This is a genomic window from Clostridium pabulibutyricum (assembly GCF_058242705.1).
In genome coordinates this window covers 102,549-119,801 of the sequence record NZ_JBZAYZ010000003.1, presented here as the reverse complement: position 1 = coordinate 119,801, position 17,253 = coordinate 102,549, and the positions used below count along the sequence as shown (strand labels likewise).

Sequence of the window (17,253 nt, the reverse complement as noted above, 5' to 3'; positions counted from 1 at the left end):
ATATTTTAGGCAGGTGTATTTATGAAGAATATATTAGTAACAGGCGGGGCAGGTTTTATAGGTTCACACTTATGTGAATCATTATTGAGTGGAGAAAATAGGGTAATAGTTATAGATAATTTTAATAATTACTATGATCCTATAATAAAACGAAATAACATAAAAGAAATACAAAAATTTATTAACAATAATGAAATACCAAATAAAAATTTTAAAGTAGTTCAAGGAGATATAAGAGATAGAGAAGATTTAAACAATGTATTTAAAGAAAATGTAGATGTAGTGGTACATTTGGCTGCAATGGCAGGCGTTAGGCCATCAATAAAAAATCCACAATTATATTATGATGTTAATGTAATGGGTACATTGAATTTATTAGAACAATGTAAGGAAAATTGTATTAACAAATTTATTTTTGCATCTAGTTCATCAGTGTATGGTAATAACAAGAAAGTTCCGTTTTCAGAAACTGACAATGTAGATTTTCCGATATCACCATATGCTTCTACTAAGAAGTCTTGTGAACTTTTACTTCATACATATCATCATTTATATAATATAAATATAGCATGTTTAAGGTTTTTTACAGTATATGGTCCAAGACAGAGACCTGATTTGGCTATACATAAATTTACAAAGTTAATTTTAGAAGAAAAAATGATTCCGTTTTATGGCAATGGAAGTACCGAACGAGATTACACTTATATCAGTGATATAATACATGGAATATTGGCATCAATTGATTATATATATAATAATAATTGCTATGAGATATTTAATATTGGAGGGGATCATACAATATCATTAAGCAAAATGGTCTCAACTATAGAAAATGGGTTGAATAAAAAAGCAAAATTAAATATATTACCAATGCAACCAGGTGATGTTAATAGGACTTGTGCAGATATAAAAAAATCAAATCAAATGTTAGGATATAAACCTAATATTAGTTTTGAAAATGGAATAAAGAAATTTATTGATTGGTATAAGGAAATTAAAAGGAATGAGCTAAGTGAATAATGAATTAGTTACTGTCATACTACCTACATATAATGGTGAAAAATATATTTTAAAAATGTTGGAATCTATATGTACGCAGTCTTATAAACCAATACAATTAATAATTATAGATGATTATTCTACTGATAATACTGAAATTATTATAGAAAATTGGATTGACAAATTGGAAAATAATCAAATACTAGTGAAATTTGTTAAAAATCGTACTAATAGAGGATTAACATATAATATAAATTATGGAGTTTCTTTAGCAGATGGAAAATATATTGCATTAGCTGATCATGATGATATATGGGAAGAAAAAAAAATTCAAAAACAAATTCAATTTTTAAAACATAATCCTAATATGGTATGTTGTTTTACAGATAGGTGTCTCATTAATGAGGAAGATATAACATTTTTAAATTCGGAATTTAGTTTTATAGGTTTTAAAAAATCATTTGCAACTTTTAAAAGTTTGAATAATTATAATGCAAGATTTTCTTCTAATACTATGTGTTTTAGAAATGAATATTATATAAATAAAATTTTCCCCATAGATATAAAAATAATGCAACATGATTTTTATATTGCATTATTTTTATCTATGTTTGGAAATATAGGATACATACATGAAACTCTTGTCAAATATAGAATACATACGAATAATCTTTCTGGAAATTATAGCAATTTAAAAACTATAAATTATAAAGACTTTTGTATGAAAAGAAAAAATGAATATAATTTTAAAAAAAGAATTGTAGAGAATGATAAAGATATAATTGAACAACTTTTTTATAAAAAATTCAAAAAAAACATCAATCTAACATATGGCAATAAAAATTTAAAAAATAAATTAAAAAAATATATACCTAACTGGATTGCATTCATTTTTAATAAGATAAGAAATCTTTAGTCGAGAGGTGATTTATGTATTTATTAAAAATAATTTCTATGTTTAAAAAAATTATATTTTATATATTAGTAAAATTAATATATGGTAAAAGGATATTATTTTATTTTGGTAATTTCGGTAGTAAAGTGGATTTATATATTGAACATGAAGCTCAAGTTGTAATTCTTAAAAATGCTTTTGTAAGTAATTATGTAAATATTAAATGTTATAAATATGGTAAGCTATATATAGGGAAAAATACATTTATTGGACCATTTTCTATTATACATTGTAGGAAATGTATAATAATTGGACATGATTGTATGATTGGTGAGTGTGTATCTATAAGAGATAATGATCATGAGTTTAAACAAAAAAATAAAAAATACAACACTCAAGGATTTAAAATTAAAAAAACTATAATAGGCAATAATGTATGGATTGGGGCTAAGGTTACAATTTTAAGTGGAATAAAAATAGGAAATAATTCGATAATTGGTGCTAACAGTTTAGTTAATAAAGATATTCCGAGTAATAGCGTTGTTGGAGGAGTTCCGGCAAGATTTATAAGAAATATATGATATAGTTTTAAAATAGGAGATTTATTTAATGACTTAGACAAAAATATTTATCTATATAAGGATTTTTTGTTGTTATGTAGCACTCTTATCGTGAGATATTTTAAGGATTCATAAAAGTTGAGAAAATATTGTAAGTGAATTTTGGTAATAGAAAAAATATTCGTAATTTGGCTAAAAAAATTAAATCCTTAGAGTTATGCTCAAGGATAGTGTATTTATTCTAGAGGGTGAATTTTATGATTAATTTACAGGAAAAATCTATTGTATATATAGTTTGTACAGCTAATGCTCCAACGGGAGGTACTGAACTTTTACATCAATTGTGTAATGGATTAACTAAATTGGGTTATAATGTAAAAATGTACTATCTTCCTAATAACACTTCTAATCCAATAGCACAGAGATTTCAAAAGTATAATGTTGAGTATGTAACAGATATAGTTGATAATAAAGAAAATGTTCTAATAGTTCCAGAAGTATATACTAATGTTTTACAAAAATTTAATAACATAAGGAAAATAATATGGTGGTTAAGTATTGATAATTATTATGGAAGATTAAAAGGTATAAAAACCAAAATAAAAATGTTGCTTGGAATTTTGCAATATTATTCTTTAAAAAATCCTGATAATAAAGTTAAACATTTAGTTCAATCATATTATGCATATGATTTCCTTAATAATAAAGGAATAAAAAAAATTCAGTTTTTGTCTGATTATATAAATGATGATTACATAAGTAATAATATTTCTTACCTATCTAAAGATAGAAGTGACATTTGTTTTTACAATCCTAAAAAAGGCTACGAATTTACAAAACATATAATAGACAAGACTAGAAATACCATAAATTGGATCCCTTTAAAAAATATGAATGTTAATGAAATAAAAAAGCTTCTAAGAAAAGGTAAAGTTTATATTGATTTTGGAAATCATCCTGGAAAAGATAGGTTTCCTAGGGAAGCGGCGATATCAGGTTGTTGTATAATAACGGGAAAACGAGGAGCTGCTAGATTTTATCAAGATATTCCTATTGATGACAAATATAAATTTGATGATGATATAAAGAACATTGATAAAATTATAGATACGATAAATTTATGTTTATACGAATATGATAATTCAATTAAGGATTTTCAAGAATACAGAGAAATGATATTAGGTGAAAAAAATAAGTTTCAGAAAGATTTATTAAATATCTTTAAAAGGTGTGATTAATCATGAATTTTAGATATGTAATTATAGGTGCAGGAATTTCGGGCCTTACAGTAGCTGAACGTATATCTAATGAGTTAAATGAGAAGGTACTTGTAATAGAGAAAAGAGATCATATAGGTGGCAATTGTTATGATTGCTATAATAACGATGGAATGCTAATACATAAATATGGTCCTCATATATTTCATACTAACCATAAAGAAGTATGGGATTATTTAAGCAAATTTACAAAGTGGAATTACTATCAACACAGGGTTTTGACATATATAGATGGGAATTATATTCCAATGCCTATTACAACGGAAACTATAAATCAATTGTGTAATTTGAATCTTTCAAATAATGAAATAGAAAAATTTTTAAAAGATAGATCTATAGATATTAAAAATATAAAAAATTCAGAGGACGTAGTTCTTAGTAAAGCAGGAAAAGAGATTTATGAAAAGTTTTTTAAAAATTATACAAAAAAACAGTGGGATGTATATCCTAATGAATTAGATAAATCAGTTATATCCCGAATACCTGTAAGATATAATAGAGATACTAGATATTTTACAGATAAATATCAGGGAATGCCTAAGCATGGATATACTAAATTATGTTCAAATATGATTAATTCCAATATACATATACTTTTAAATACTGATTATAAAGATGTGATAAATAATATAAATTATAATACTTTAATATATACTGGACAAGTTGATTACTATTTTGATTATAAATTTGGACATCTGAAGTACAGAAGTTTGAAATTTGATTTTGAAACATTGGATTGCGATTCTTATCAGAGAGCGCCAGTAGTTAATTATCCTAATGATTACGACTTTACTAGAATAACAGAGTTCAAGAAACTGACTAATCAAAAAAGTAGTAAAACAACTATAATGAGGGAATATCCTACATGGGATGGAGAACCATATTATCCGATACCGACTGATGAATGCGCTGAACAGTACAATAAATATAAGCTTGAATGTGATAAACTTCATAATGTTGTATTTTTGGGAAGATTAGCAGAATATAAATATTATAACATAGATGCTGTAGTAAAAAAGGCACTGGATTCATTTAAACATAGAATAAAAGGAAATTGATATGAGTATAGCAAAGAATTATATCTATAATGTAATATATCAAGTTGTAATATTAATAGTACCTTTAATAACAGTACCTTATATATCAAGAGTGCTTGGTAGCGGTGGAGTTGGTATAAATGCGTATACCAACTCTATTATTCAATATTTTATTTTATTTGGAACAATAGGAATATCTCTTTATGGAAATAGATCAATTGCATATGTTAGAGACAATAAAGTAAAATTGAGTAAAACATTCTTTGGTATATTTTTACTAAAAATAATTACCGTTTTAATTTCTTACTTGGTATTTGTAATATTTATAAAAGTTACTAACAGTCAATATAAGACAATATTTATATTTCAATCTGTATTTATAATATCTGCAGCAGTAGATATTTCATGGCTTTTTATGGGATTGGAGGATTTTCAAAAAACTGTTACTAGAAACCTTATAGTTAAAATTGTAAGTGTAGCGTTTATTTTCTTATTCGTAAAGACTCGTTCAGATTTGTGGAAATATGTTCTTATTCTTGGATGTTCAGAATTATTTGGACAGCTTACATTGTGGTTCTATGTTCCTAAAGTTGTAATTAGAGTTAAAATAAATTTTTTTGATGTAAAGAGACACTTAGTGCCATCTATTAATTTGTTTATTCCTCAGATTGCAACTCAGATTTATTTGGTGTTGAATAAAACTATGCTTGGATATATTTCAAACACAAATGAAGTTGGATATTTTGATATGTCAGATAAAATAACAAAAATGACACTTGCAGTAGTTACTGCAATGGGAGTTGTAATGCTTCCAAGAGTTGCTAATACATTCGCAAAAGGAGATATGAAAAAAGTTAAAGAATACTTGTTCAAGTCCTTTGATTTTGCTTCATATTTATCAATACCTATGATGTTTGGACTAGCCGGTATTGCAACTCAATTTACACCTTGGTTTTTTGGAAATGGATTTAGCAAAACAGGGACTTTGATTTGTGTTATAAGTCCTATAATAGTATTTATTGCATGGAGCAATGTTTTGGGAGTTCAGTATATGATGCCGGTTGGAAAGATAAAGCAGTTTACAATATCTGTGACTACAGGTGCAGTGGTTAATTTAATATTTAATATAATTTTGATAAGATATTTTCAATCACTTGGAACTGCAATAGCCACGGTAGTTGCAGAGTTTTCTGTTACAGCAGTACAATTTTATATGATAAGAAAAGATATTCAATTTAAAGAGATGTTTACAGATACATGGAAATATTTGGTCGCAGGTATTATTATGTTTGGTGAAGTGAAATTTATAGGCAATACCATTGGCGTTGCTTTTAGAACTACAATGATTCAGATCCTTTTAGGTGGGTTAACTTATATAATTATGCTTTTGCTATTTAAATCTAGTATGAATAGAAAGATTATTGATATTGTACTGAAAAAAGTTAAGCTTGTTAAGTAACAGCAATTTTATTATAAGGGGGAATAGTAATGAATTCAAGGGGAATAGATTATACGAAAGGTGAGGTGTATGTATGGAAATATTTAGAAGAGAGTGATTTGTCTGATTCAACTGTGAGAAGTTGTTTGAGATTGTGTAGGAGATATGAGGACTACAAAAATCTTAGATAATTAAAATAAATTATATTATTGGTTGAAAGGAGTTGAATACAAATGAAAACATACTTAGTTACGGGAGGTGCGGGTTTCATAGGCTCAAACCTCATCCATTACATGCTTAATAAGTATAGTGACATAAAAATAATAAACTATGACAAGCTTACCTATGCTGGTAATCTTGAAAATCTTTCAGACATATCGGGTAATTCAAATTACATATTTGTTCAGGGTGACATATGCGATAAGGCCAAGCTATTTTCTATATTTGAAGAATATGACATAGATTATGTTGTAAACTTTGCAGCAGAATCTCATGTGGACAGGAGCATAAAAAATCCCGAAATATTTGTACAGACCAATGTACTTGGAACAGTGTCACTTCTTGATACTGCGAAGCATTTTTGGCAGCAGGGTGATAGTTTTAAACCTGGCAAAAAGTACCTTCAAGTTTCAACAGACGAAGTTTATGGCTCTCTTGGAAAAGAGGGATACTTTACGGAAAAAACACCTCTTGATTCCCACAGTCCTTACTCATCCAGCAAGGCATCTGCAGATCTTATGGTAAAGGCATATCACGATACCTACAAAATGCCGATAAACATCACAAGGTGTTCAAACAATTATGGACCTTGTCAATTCCCTGAAAAATTAATTCCGCTTGTTATAAATAACTGCATGGAGAAGAGGGATATACCTCTTTACGGTGATGGAATGAACATAAGAGACTGGCTTTATGTTGAGGATCACTGCAAGGCGATAGACATGGTACTTGAACGTGGAAAAGCTGGAGAAGTGTACAATATAGGCGGACATAACGAGAGAACTAACCTTCATATTCTAAAAACTATAATTTCGTATATACAGGAAAATGTTGACTCAAGTGTTTCGGAGACTCTCATAAAACATGTGGAAGACAGAAAGGGACATGACAGGAGATATGGAATAGATCCTGAAAAGATAAGGTGTGATCTTGGATGGTATCCGGAAACAAAATTTGAAGTAGGCATAGTAAAAACTATAAAGTGGTATCTTGATAACAAAAAATGGATGGACAGTGTTACTTCAGGCCAGTACAAAAATTATTATAAAAACATGTATGACAAAAGATAGCAGAGAGGAGGAATTTTTATATGCGTAAAGGAATTATACTTGCAGGTGGTTCTGGAACAAGGCTTTATCCTATGACAAAGTCTGTGTCCAAGCAGATACTTCCGGTATATGACAAGCCTATGGTGTATTATCCTCTTTCTGTTTTGATGCTTGCAGGAATAAGGGATATACTTATAATATCAACACCGCGCGATTTGGACTCTTTCAGAGAACTCTTCAGAGACGGCAGTCAGCTGGGACTTAGGTTCAGCTATGAAGTTCAGGAGGAGCCGAGAGGACTTGCAGATGCTTTTATAGTTGGAGAGAAATTCATTGGAAATGACGATGTTTCTCTCGTTCTTGGAGATAATGTGTTTTATGGTTATGGATTTTCTGAAAGGCTTGAGACAGCGTCAAAGAGAAATGGGATATCGACTATTTTCGGATATCATGTAAGCAATCCAAAAGACTTTGGGGTTGTAGAATTTGATGCGGATTTTAATGTAATTTCAATCCAAGAAAAACCCGCTGTTCCAAAGTCTGATTATGCCGTTCCCGGACTTTATTTTTACGACAATGATGTCGTTGAAATTGCAAAATCAATAAAACCTTCAAAAAGGGGAGAAATTGAGATCACAGACATAAACAATGAATATTTAAAACAGGAAAGGCTGAAGGTTGAACTTTTTGGAAGGGGCATGGCATGGCTTGATACCGGTACGCCTTCGGGACTTTTAAGTGCGGCAAATTTTGTTGAGGCGGTACAGACAAGACAGGGACTTTATGTTTCGTGTATAGAGGAAATTGCATACAGAAAAGGGTATATAGATGAGAAACAGCTTTTAAAGCTTGCAGAACCACTTAAGAAAGTTGATTATGGAAAATATCTTTTAGGTCTTTTGAAGTTAAAATAACTTTTTACGGAGATGATTTAAAATGAGAATAATTGTTACAGGTGCAGGGGGACAGCTGGCATCCGAGATTTCTTCCATTTTGAAGGATGGAAAATCTGAAATTGGGAAAATAGACGGGATTTATTCCAACTCAAGTATAGAATTTTTTTCAAGAGATGAACTTGATATATCCAGGTATAATGATGTTATGAATTACATTGTCGGATTAAAACCGGATGTAATAATAAATTGTGCAGCCTATACAAATGTAGATGGCTGTGAGGAGAATCAAGATAAGGCGTTTTCTGTAAATTCTGTTGGGCCTAGAAATCTTGCACTGGCGGCAAAAAAAACGGGTGCAAAACTTATGCACATATCCACAGACTATGTGTTCAGTGGAAAAGGAAGTGTTCCGTTTAGGGAATATGATATCCCGAGTCCATCAAGTGTTTACGGAAAAACAAAACTTCTTGGCGAAAGTTATATACGTGAAAACACAGAAAGATATTTTATAGTAAGAACATCCTGGCTTTACGGAAAATACGGAAAGAATTTTGTGTATACGATTCTTAAAGCCGCAAAGGAGCGAGGACATCTTGATGTAGTAAATGACCAGAGGGGAAATCCAACAAATGCAAATGATCTTGGACATCATATTCTTAAAATGCTGCTTACGGATGAATATGGAGTATATCACTGTACTGGAAAAGGCGAGTGCAGCTGGTATGATTTTGCGTCGAAGATTGTGGAGTATGCAAAAATAAACTGCAGTGTGTCTCCAATGACCTCGAACAAGCTTGAAAGAAAGGCAAAACGGCCTGAATATTCATCCCTTGACAACATGATGCTTAGGTGTACTGTGGGAGATGAAATGAGAAACTGGGAGGATGCTCTTAAATCATTTATAGAGGGGATGAATTGATATGGGAAAATTTAAATTTCAAGGTACGGATATTGAAGGTGTATATATAATAGAAATAGGTGTTTTTGGAGACAATCGAGGTTATTTTATGGAAACATACAATTACAATGATTTTAAAGAAGCTGGACTTGATATGAAATTTGTTCAGGATAACCAGTCGAAGTCTTCAAAAGGAGTCCTAAGAGGGCTTCATTTTCAGAAAAAACATTCTCAGGGGAAACTTGTCCGTGTAGTAAAAGGAGAAGTTTTTGATGTGGCGGTAGATCTTAGAGTAAATTCAAAGACCTATGGAAAGTGGGTAGGGGTTACGCTTTCAGAAGAAAATAAAAAACAGTTTTATATACCGAAAGGTTTTGCCCATGGCTTTCTTGTACTTTCGGAAGAGGCAGAGTTTTGTTATAAATGTACTGATTTTTATCATCCTGAGGATGAAGGCGGACTTATCTGGAATGATCCCGATATTGCCATAAAATGGCCGCTGGAGAATATAGGCATGGAGAATATTATATTCTCGAAGAAGGATAAATTGTGGCCAGGATTGAATAAGTTGAATATATGAATTTTTGCAATCATTTCACCAAAAGTGAAGCTGCGACAATAGTAGAAAATATTATATATTAAGCCAAAATAAATTGTGATTAAATTTTCAGAATTCGAATATTCGGGATTTTATAAGCACTCAAACTGTGATATAATCATAATATATTTGTGGAAGCGAGGAACTATATAGTTATTTGGGCACTTTATATATAGTGAGCTAGTAGTGCAACCGACCAACTTTTAAAAGTTAGGTCGGTTTATTTTTTGCAGTTTATTTACTTGTCTATATAATTTTGAGGAAGTGATTTCTCGTGGTAAGTATAGTAATACCAACATTCAATGAACAAATAAATGTCATAAAGATTACAAATAGAATAAAGAAAGCATTTAAAGACACTGAAGACTATGAAGTTATATTTGTAGATGACAGTACGGACAACACGGTGGAATATCTTGATACTTTAAAAAAGACGAATCATAATGTAAAATATCTTCATAGACAAGATAAAAATGGACTTGCCTCAGCAGTTGTGTCGGGTATAGACATGAGCAGTGGTGAGATCATTGCAGTTATGGACTCGGATCTTCAGCATCCACCGGAACTTTTGCCTGATATGGTAAGATGTGTAGAAGAAGGCTGCGATATTGTAATTCCAAGCAGGCATCTTTTAGGTGGCGATGAATACGGTCTTGGCATTTTTAGGAAGATTGTTTCGCATACGGCGGCTCTTATAGGAAAATTGTTTTTGAAAGAACTCAGAGGCATAAGTGATCCTACAGGGGGATTTTTCGCCTTTAGAAAAAAGATAGTGAATAATGTGGAATTGAAGCCTGTCGGATGGAAGATACTTATGGAAATTCTTGTCCGCGGCAGATATGAAAGTGTTTTGGAAATACCTTATAAATTTGAAAAAAGGCAGTATGGAAAATCAAAGATGTCCTTTGCCGAACAGATCAATTATTTGAAACATATTTTTAACTTGGTAAGGTATAGTCCCGAAGACAGAAGGATATTCATTTTTGCCATGGTAGGTATTGCAGGAGTATTTGTCAACATGATATTTTACAATATTTTTGTATTTCATGGTGTATCTGTAGAAATTTCAGGTACGGTTTCAGCTTTTATTGCCATGATTGGAAATTTTATTTTGAACAGAAATATTACATGGAAAGATAAAAAGACGGTAAGATTGTTTTCCGAGGCCTTTAAATTTATTGTTGTTTCACTTTGCGGAATAATTATAAACATAGTTATATTGAGTTGTTTACACTACAGACTCGGAATTAATTATAATATTGCAAATTTGACGGGCATTTTTGGTGCGGTGTTCTGGAATTACAACCTTAACAGACTATGGACGTGGAAAAAATAATTCAAGGAGATTTTAAGCTATGGCAAAGAGTTATAACAAGCCTGAATTCTCAAAATTACCACTTAAGAATTCGATTTATGTATTTTTAATAGTATTTGTACTTGAATTTGCAGGAGGAATTTATCTTGGATATTTTAAGGGCATACTTTTAAATGATGCATTCAGCAGGACGGCCAATGCTTTCTATGTGCTGTATGTGAAACCCTTGAGGCTTGCATCTGTTGGATTTGTATGGAATCCTCTTCCGAGCATAATGCAGCTCCCGCTTGTTGAAATGTCCAAACTTTGGAGGCCAATTGTGTCTTCAGGCATTTCAAGTTCTTTTGTAACGGCAGTTTCTGCGGCTTTTGGCGCTGTCATACTTTTAAAGGCATTTGTACATTTGGGTGTTGAAAGAAAATATTATATTCCTTTGACAGTTTTGTATGCTGCAAATCCGTTTATATTTTTTTATGGAATGAATGGCATGAGCGAAGAGGTATTCTTTATATTTGTGATATATGCTGTGACGAACCTTACCTTCTGGATGAAGGAGGGGAAGCCCGAATACATTGTAAAGATAGCCTTTTCACTTACTCTTGCCTTCTTTTGCAGGTATGAGGCAATACCATTTGCAGCAGGGATAGGACTTGCGGTACTTGTGAATATATTTTTGAATAAAAACGAAAAGAAGTTTGTGCCGGAAAACATAAAACATGAAAGATATTATTATGCGGAAGGGACTGCAATAGTACTGTATGCTCCTTTGATATACGGCATACTCATATGGGTGTTTTTGAACTGGACAATAACTGGAAATCCGCTCTATTTTTTGAATTCCAGCTATTCCAATGAAGCCCAAAGTCAGCTTACAAGGCCAGTTGGTTCGCTTTTTGCAATATTGAAGTATGTATTTGTAAGGTCTCTTCCTTTCCTGCCGCTTTTCTTTGGTGTTGTAGTTGAAAGATTTGCTACAAGAAGGCTTTTAAAAAGTGATTTTTTTATGTTGTGTGCAATTGCTGCATCACTTATATCTTTTCATTTTTTGATGCTTGTTAAAGGAAGTTCTTATGGATGGCTCAGGTTTTTTTCATATGTGCTTCCAATAACTGCAGCATGGATTCCATATGAGATTTCCGATGCAAAAGAGGTGTTTAGACGTGATGTATCATTGATTTTGGTTGTGGCACTTCTTGTATCCGGTATATTTACAGCAAAGGCTCTTTCAGATCCTGTTCTTGCAGTGGAAGAACAGACTGCTGTAGTGAGCAGCAGGTATTTGGACATTTCCAAAACTATAAATGATGAACTTTCCGATAATAGAGTAATGATGGATTCTTTTGTTACGTCTTCAATTATTTTAAACGTGAAAAATACGGATAACCTTATAATAAGCAACAGTTTATATTTTAATACATATATTAAGGACCCGGCAAAGTACAATATACAATATATAATCGTGCCTGATCCAAATTCGGGTGTGGGGTCTCTTGACGCATTCAATGTAAGGTATCCGGATTTGTATAAAAATGGTGCAGAATGGTGCACTTTGTACAAAGAATTTGATGGATACAAGATATTCAAGGTTATAGATTAGGGGGTGCTGCAGGTGTTAGAAGAAAAAAATACTGACAAAATTGGAAACAGACTTCTTAATATGGGCTATATAACTGTGGATCAATTAAAACTTGCACTGGATTATCAGAAAGAGCACGGGGGGCTCATGGGAGAGGTGCTTGTAGAGAATAACTTTATCTCAAGAAACGAACTTGATAGGTTTATAAATACAGACAAGTTTTCGAGACTTGGAGAAAAGCTTCTTCAGGAGAAACTTATAGACAGGGAACAATTAAACTCTGCCATGGAATATCAAAGAGAGAATGGTGGACGTATAGGTGATATTCTTGTTTATCGGGATTATATTAAAAAGGATGAACTTGAAGGTTTTTTGAAAAATAGAAACAAGGACAGGCTACCTATAGGGGAGATGCTGGTTAAAAAAGGAAAAATAACAAATGAGCAGCTTCAAAGAGCAGTTGAGCTTCAGAAAAAAAGCGGGGGAAGGCTTGGAGAAGTACTTCTGTTTCTAAAATATATAACTCCGAAAGACTTGTATAATGATCTTGCAATACAGGGCAGCATCGGAAGAGTTGGCAAAAGGACAAATCTCAGGAATTCATGGAAGCTTCCCTATGACATTGCACTTAAACACAATGCGATAATAATAAATGAAAGAGATGATATATACCTTCTTGCTGTAAGGGAGATACTGCCGGCAAGTTCGGTGTCTGAAATTGAATCATACCTTGACAAGCCTGTGGAGCAGGTACTTGCTACCATGGTTGAGATAGATAACTTCTGGGAACAGGTATATGGTTATACGCAAACGGAAAAAAGTGTGTTTGAGCTTTATGAAAATGAACCTGAAAACTCTGCTATCGTAACATTTTCACAAAATCAGCAGATTGTAGTTTTAATTGTGCTTATACTGCTTGTGATCTTGATAATATTGAATTATAAAATTGCCTTTTTTTCAATAAACCTGTTTTTTCAGATTATATATGCTATTATGACCGTACTCAAACTTGTAATTGTCCTTAAAGGCTCCAACAGGGACGCACAGCTTAGATTTACCAGGGAGGAAATGGATTCGATTGACGAGAAGGAGCTTCCTGTATATACAATACTTGTTCCGGTGTATAAAGAAAAAGAGGTGATAAAGAGTTTGATTGGCAATATACAAAACTTTGATTATCCACAGTACAAGCTGGATGTGTGTATACTCCTCGAAAAGGATGATACTGAAACCCTCGAGGTTTTAAATAACATGAAGCTTCCTGAAAACTACAGGATTATGATTGTACCGGACTGCAAGCCTAAAACAAAACCAAAGGCGTGCAATTACGGCCTTATAAGGGCAAAAGGAGAGTATGTTGTCATATACGATGCAGAAGACAGGCCTGAGATGGATCAGCTTAAGAAAGTGTATCTTTCCTACAAGAAACTTCCCGATGAATTTGTGTGCATTCAGGCAAAGCTGAATTATTTCAACAGCAGCCAGAATATACTTACAAAATGGTTTACACAAGAGTACAGCATGTGGTTTGAACTTCTTCTTGTAGGGATAATGCAAATTAAGACGCCTATACCTCTTGGTGGAACGTCAAATCACTTCAAGGTGGATTTCTTGAGGGAAGTTGGTGCCTGGGATCCTTTTAATGTAACGGAGGATGCGGACCTTGGCGTAAGACTTTTTAAGAAGGGGTACAAGACAGCGGTTGTGGATTCTCGTACCTGGGAGGAAGCAAACTCCCGTCTTGGAAACTGGATAAGACAGAGATCCAGGTGGATAAAGGGATATATGCAGACATGGCTTGTTCATATGAGGCATCCGATTGAATTGTACAGATCTCTTGGACTGCAGGGATTTATAGGATATCAGGCTATGGTTCTTGGAACGCCGCTCCTTCCAATTATAAATCCTTTTTTCTGGCTTATGCTTGTATGGTGGTATATGACCAAGGCATTGTGGATAAAGTCGATGTTCCCGGGGGCATTTTACTATATTGCAGCTATTCAGCTTTTCTTTGGAAATTTTATGTTTACCTATACAAATACAGTTGGCATGTACTGGGTTACAAGAGATTGTGCACTGAAAAAAAAGCAGCCTTTTTCCTACGGGCTTATAAAGTATGCAATTTTAACTCCAGTATACTGGATGCTTATGAGTGTTGCTGCATACAAGGCATTGTTTCAGCTTATAAAGAACCCTTTTTACTGGGAGAAAACGGATCATGGACTTGCATCTGAATCTGGAGACAAGAGCAATTTGAAGGAGGAAGCACATGTTTAAGAGGATTAAAGCAAGAAGAAAGTATTTTTTAATGTTTTTATTTGTAACAATTATATATTTTATGTCTGCCGGCGTAAGTGCAAAGTCCGCTTCAGAAAGTACAACCCTGCATAATTATGATGTGAAGCTTTTTGACAACAGCCAGAATTTCAATATGCCGAGAAATAATGCCTCCTATTATTTTTATATACCTGATGGAGCTGTGCTTGACAATAATTGCTATGTAAATATACATTATTCAGTTTCAGGCACTCTTATAGATGACCATTCAAGTATGTCTCTTAGTATAAACGGCACACCTGTTGCTACTGAATGGATATACAAAATATATGCGAAGTCGAAAGGTTACTGGAAGGTAAACATACCTTTAAACAAACTCAGAACAGGAAAGTTAAATGAAATAAAAATTGAAAGTGATCACCGTTCAATACTTGGTGATTGTGCAGATATAGACAATCCTTCCAACTGGGTTACAATATATGGCGATTCAAAGGTTCATTTTTCGGATAAAAGTGTTTATTCTCTGAAGCTTGCAAACTTCTATTCATCATATTTTGATGAATTTGGCAAGAACAAGCTTTTGAAGTCCGAGTTTATACTTCCGGACATAAAAAATACAGGGCTTGTATCTGGAATATTGAAACTCAGCTCTTCTATAGGAAGTTTGTATCCTGACAGGAATTTAATGGATTACAAGGTTGTGCAGGGAAACTCTAAAACAAAATCGGGGGCAGATTCAGTTGTAATTCTGCCTTATGATGATTTGAAGAAAGAAGTACAGTCTGCAAAGCTTGACAAGGATCAGGGTTATCTGTCGATTTCAGGCAATTCGGCAGGAAATCCATATTATAAAACCATAATAGGAGGAAACGGCGGGACTGGACTTAAAAAGGCTGTAAACTTTATATCCCAGAGTAAGTATTTGAAACAGATAAACCAAAATACTCTTTCTGTAAATTCAAGTGTCGACAAGAAGAACAAGAAATTTGCCACAAATGAGAGAGGAGATTATGTGTTCTCCGACTGGGGATATTCAGATGTCAATCTTCAGGGTGCTTTTCACAGGACAACAAGTTTTTCCTTCGTTCAGCCCAGGGGTTTGGAGTCTGCAGAAGGTTCATATATAGATCTCAAGTTCAGACATTCAAAAATACTTGTACCTGAGAGATCGACTCTTTCAGTTTATATAGATGGAAGACTTGCAGGAAGTACAAAGCTTTCAAACTCAAATGCAGATGATGGTACTCTTAAGGTGAAGATTCCAAAAAGTGCCTTGAAATCTCCGATTATAGATGTAAGCGTTCAGGTATACAATTATATAGGAAAAATAGATTGTTCCAAGGATTATTACGACAGTGCATGGACATATATATATTCGAATTCCGAGATCCGTCTTATACCTGGAAAAGTTGGCATTCAACCGTCACTTGATAATTTTCCATATATAGATAAATATACGGATGAGGAAAGAAACAGTATGCTTGTGTCATTCCCGGGAAATATAAATGTAGATCAGCTTGATTCCGCAGTGCTTATGGCAGGACGTCTTGGACAGAGTTCAGGAAAAGTGTTGGATTTTGATGTTGTGGAAGGGAAGGAAGCGATATCAAAAAAGTATAAAGACAGAGACATGATTTTTATAGGAACTTTTGATGATATAAATCTGCCTGACAAAGTTAAGAAGCTTTTGCCGATAGTCCCAAGCGGAAATGGAAAATTCAAGATTGAGTCTGGAATTCAGGAAGTCCCGGAGACTTTGAAGGACAAGACGGTAATTGAAACTATAAGGTCTCCATGGAATTTTTATAAGAAAGTTTATGTTGTTATGTATGAAAATGAAGCTAATTTAAAAACTTTCAACAGACTTCTGTCGGACAAGGATAATCTTAATGGCATGAAAAATCAGATATCAATTGTAGACAATAAGCTTGGAATTACGAATATATCATTTACCGACAAACAAGATGACGAGCTTCCTGTTACTTTTCTTTCAGTAGTACAGTCCGTTGAGGGTAAGACAGGATTTCCATGGTGGGTACTTTTGATAGCGGCTTTTCTAATTGGAATGTGTATAGTAACTATTATGAGAATCAGAAAAAAGAGCAGTCAGTTTGAAGAAGCGGGCAGGATAATGAAGGAATCCCAGGGGTTCAAGGAAAAAGAAATTTCAAAAGAAAGGCATGAGGAAGACGAAGACAAGTAAAAATCAAGCTTTACAA

The 17,253-nt window shown here is 32.8% G+C and carries 15 protein-coding genes and 1 riboswitch; all 15 genes read left to right on the top strand.

Features of this window, described 5'->3' with window-relative positions; genetic code table 11:
* Positions 1-21: 21 nt before the first annotated feature.
* Positions 22-1,020 carry a GDP-mannose 4,6-dehydratase gene (locus tag AC4CVH_RS05710; RefSeq protein ID WP_490786785.1) on the top strand — a complete coding sequence of 333 codons (999 nt, stop codon included), beginning with the start codon at positions 22-24 and terminating at the stop codon, positions 1,018-1,020.
* Positions 1,013-1,915, top strand: a complete 903-nt coding sequence (locus AC4CVH_RS05705; RefSeq protein WP_490786784.1) for a glycosyltransferase — start codon at positions 1,013-1,015, stop codon at positions 1,913-1,915. The genes AC4CVH_RS05710 and AC4CVH_RS05705 overlap by 8 nt, the downstream gene beginning before the upstream one ends.
* A 14-nt stretch (positions 1,916-1,929) precedes the next feature.
* Positions 1,930-2,475, top strand: a complete 546-nt coding sequence (locus tag AC4CVH_RS05700; RefSeq protein ID WP_490786783.1) for an acyltransferase — start codon at positions 1,930-1,932, stop codon at positions 2,473-2,475.
* Between the two features lie 236 nt (positions 2,476-2,711).
* Entirely contained in the window at positions 2,712-3,692 is a 981-nt protein-coding gene (locus AC4CVH_RS05695; RefSeq protein WP_490786782.1) for a hypothetical protein, read from the top strand.
* Positions 3,693-3,694: 2 nt separating this feature from the next.
* Positions 3,695-4,789 carry a UDP-galactopyranose mutase gene (gene glf, locus AC4CVH_RS05690; RefSeq protein WP_490786781.1) on the top strand — a complete coding sequence of 365 codons (1,095 nt, stop codon included), beginning with the start codon at positions 3,695-3,697 and terminating at the stop codon, positions 4,787-4,789.
* A 1-nt stretch (position 4,790) separates the two neighbouring features.
* Positions 4,791-6,227 carry an oligosaccharide flippase family protein gene (locus tag AC4CVH_RS05685; protein WP_490786780.1) on the top strand — a complete coding sequence of 479 codons (1,437 nt, stop codon included), beginning with the start codon at positions 4,791-4,793 and terminating at the stop codon, positions 6,225-6,227.
* 29 nt (positions 6,228-6,256) lie between these two features.
* A complete protein-coding gene (locus tag AC4CVH_RS05680; protein WP_490786779.1) occupies positions 6,257-6,397 on the top strand; it encodes a hypothetical protein in 141 nt (46 codons plus the stop codon).
* A 42-nt stretch (positions 6,398-6,439) separates the two neighbouring features.
* Positions 6,440-7,495, top strand: coding sequence for a dTDP-glucose 4,6-dehydratase (gene rfbB / locus AC4CVH_RS05675; protein ID WP_490786778.1), 1,056 nt, complete (start codon positions 6,440-6,442; stop codon positions 7,493-7,495).
* A 20-nt stretch (positions 7,496-7,515) separates the two neighbouring features.
* Positions 7,516-8,388 (top strand): glucose-1-phosphate thymidylyltransferase RfbA, encoded by an 873-nt coding sequence (gene rfbA / locus AC4CVH_RS05670; RefSeq protein WP_490786777.1) that lies wholly within the window; start codon positions 7,516-7,518, stop codon positions 8,386-8,388.
* Between the two features lie 22 nt (positions 8,389-8,410).
* Positions 8,411-9,289 (top strand): dTDP-4-dehydrorhamnose reductase, encoded by an 879-nt coding sequence (gene rfbD, locus AC4CVH_RS05665; RefSeq protein ID WP_490786776.1) that lies wholly within the window; start codon positions 8,411-8,413, stop codon positions 9,287-9,289.
* 1 nt (position 9,290) lies between these two features.
* Entirely contained in the window at positions 9,291-9,848 is a 558-nt protein-coding gene (gene rfbC, locus AC4CVH_RS05660) for a dTDP-4-dehydrorhamnose 3,5-epimerase (RefSeq protein WP_490786775.1), read from the top strand.
* 143 nt (positions 9,849-9,991) lie between these two features.
* Positions 9,992-10,073, top strand: a riboswitch (cyclic di-GMP riboswitch).
* A gap of 67 nt (positions 10,074-10,140) precedes the next feature.
* The gene (locus tag AC4CVH_RS05655) at positions 10,141-11,202 is read left to right on the top strand and encodes a glycosyltransferase (RefSeq protein WP_490786774.1); all 1,062 of its coding nucleotides are present in this window, start codon (positions 10,141-10,143) and stop codon (positions 11,200-11,202) included.
* Between the two features lie 19 nt (positions 11,203-11,221).
* Positions 11,222-12,778: a hypothetical protein gene (locus tag AC4CVH_RS05650; RefSeq protein WP_490786773.1), complete on the top strand. Its 1,557-nt coding sequence runs from the start codon at positions 11,222-11,224 to the stop codon at positions 12,776-12,778.
* A gap of 12 nt (positions 12,779-12,790) precedes the next feature.
* A complete protein-coding gene (locus AC4CVH_RS05645; RefSeq protein ID WP_490786772.1) occupies positions 12,791-15,034 on the top strand; it encodes a cyclic di-GMP-binding domain-containing protein, MshE-related in 2,244 nt (747 codons plus the stop codon).
* Entirely contained in the window at positions 15,027-17,237 is a 2,211-nt protein-coding gene (locus tag AC4CVH_RS05640) for a cellulose biosynthesis cyclic di-GMP-binding regulatory protein BcsB (protein WP_490786771.1), read from the top strand. Before AC4CVH_RS05645 ends, AC4CVH_RS05640 begins: the two co-directional genes overlap by 8 nt.
* Positions 17,238-17,253: the final 16 nt, after the last annotated feature.

What these genes read in the sequence shown, in the direction of transcription:
- AC4CVH_RS05710 (WP_490786785.1), top strand. Translation starts at nt 22, where the DNA reads ATGAAGAATATATTAGTAACAGGCGGGGCAGGTTTTATAGGTTCACAC.
- AC4CVH_RS05700 (WP_490786783.1), top strand. Translation starts at nt 1,930, where the DNA reads ATGTATTTATTAAAAATAATTTCTATGTTTAAAAAAATTATATTTTAT.
- AC4CVH_RS05695 (WP_490786782.1), top strand. Translation starts at nt 2,712, where the DNA reads ATGATTAATTTACAGGAAAAATCTATTGTATATATAGTTTGTACAGCT.
- glf (WP_490786781.1), top strand. Translation starts at nt 3,695, where the DNA reads ATGAATTTTAGATATGTAATTATAGGTGCAGGAATTTCGGGCCTTACA.
- AC4CVH_RS05685 (WP_490786780.1), top strand. Translation starts at nt 4,791, where the DNA reads ATGAGTATAGCAAAGAATTATATCTATAATGTAATATATCAAGTTGTA.
- AC4CVH_RS05680 (WP_490786779.1), top strand. Translation starts at nt 6,257, where the DNA reads ATGAATTCAAGGGGAATAGATTATACGAAAGGTGAGGTGTATGTATGG.
- rfbB (WP_490786778.1), top strand. Translation starts at nt 6,440, where the DNA reads ATGAAAACATACTTAGTTACGGGAGGTGCGGGTTTCATAGGCTCAAAC.
- rfbA (WP_490786777.1), top strand. Translation starts at nt 7,516, where the DNA reads ATGCGTAAAGGAATTATACTTGCAGGTGGTTCTGGAACAAGGCTTTAT.
- rfbD (WP_490786776.1), top strand. Translation starts at nt 8,411, where the DNA reads ATGAGAATAATTGTTACAGGTGCAGGGGGACAGCTGGCATCCGAGATT.
- rfbC (WP_490786775.1), top strand. Translation starts at nt 9,291, where the DNA reads ATGGGAAAATTTAAATTTCAAGGTACGGATATTGAAGGTGTATATATA.
- AC4CVH_RS05650 (WP_490786773.1), top strand. Translation starts at nt 11,222, where the DNA reads ATGGCAAAGAGTTATAACAAGCCTGAATTCTCAAAATTACCACTTAAG.
- AC4CVH_RS05640 (WP_490786771.1), top strand. Translation starts at nt 15,027, where the DNA reads ATGTTTAAGAGGATTAAAGCAAGAAGAAAGTATTTTTTAATGTTTTTA.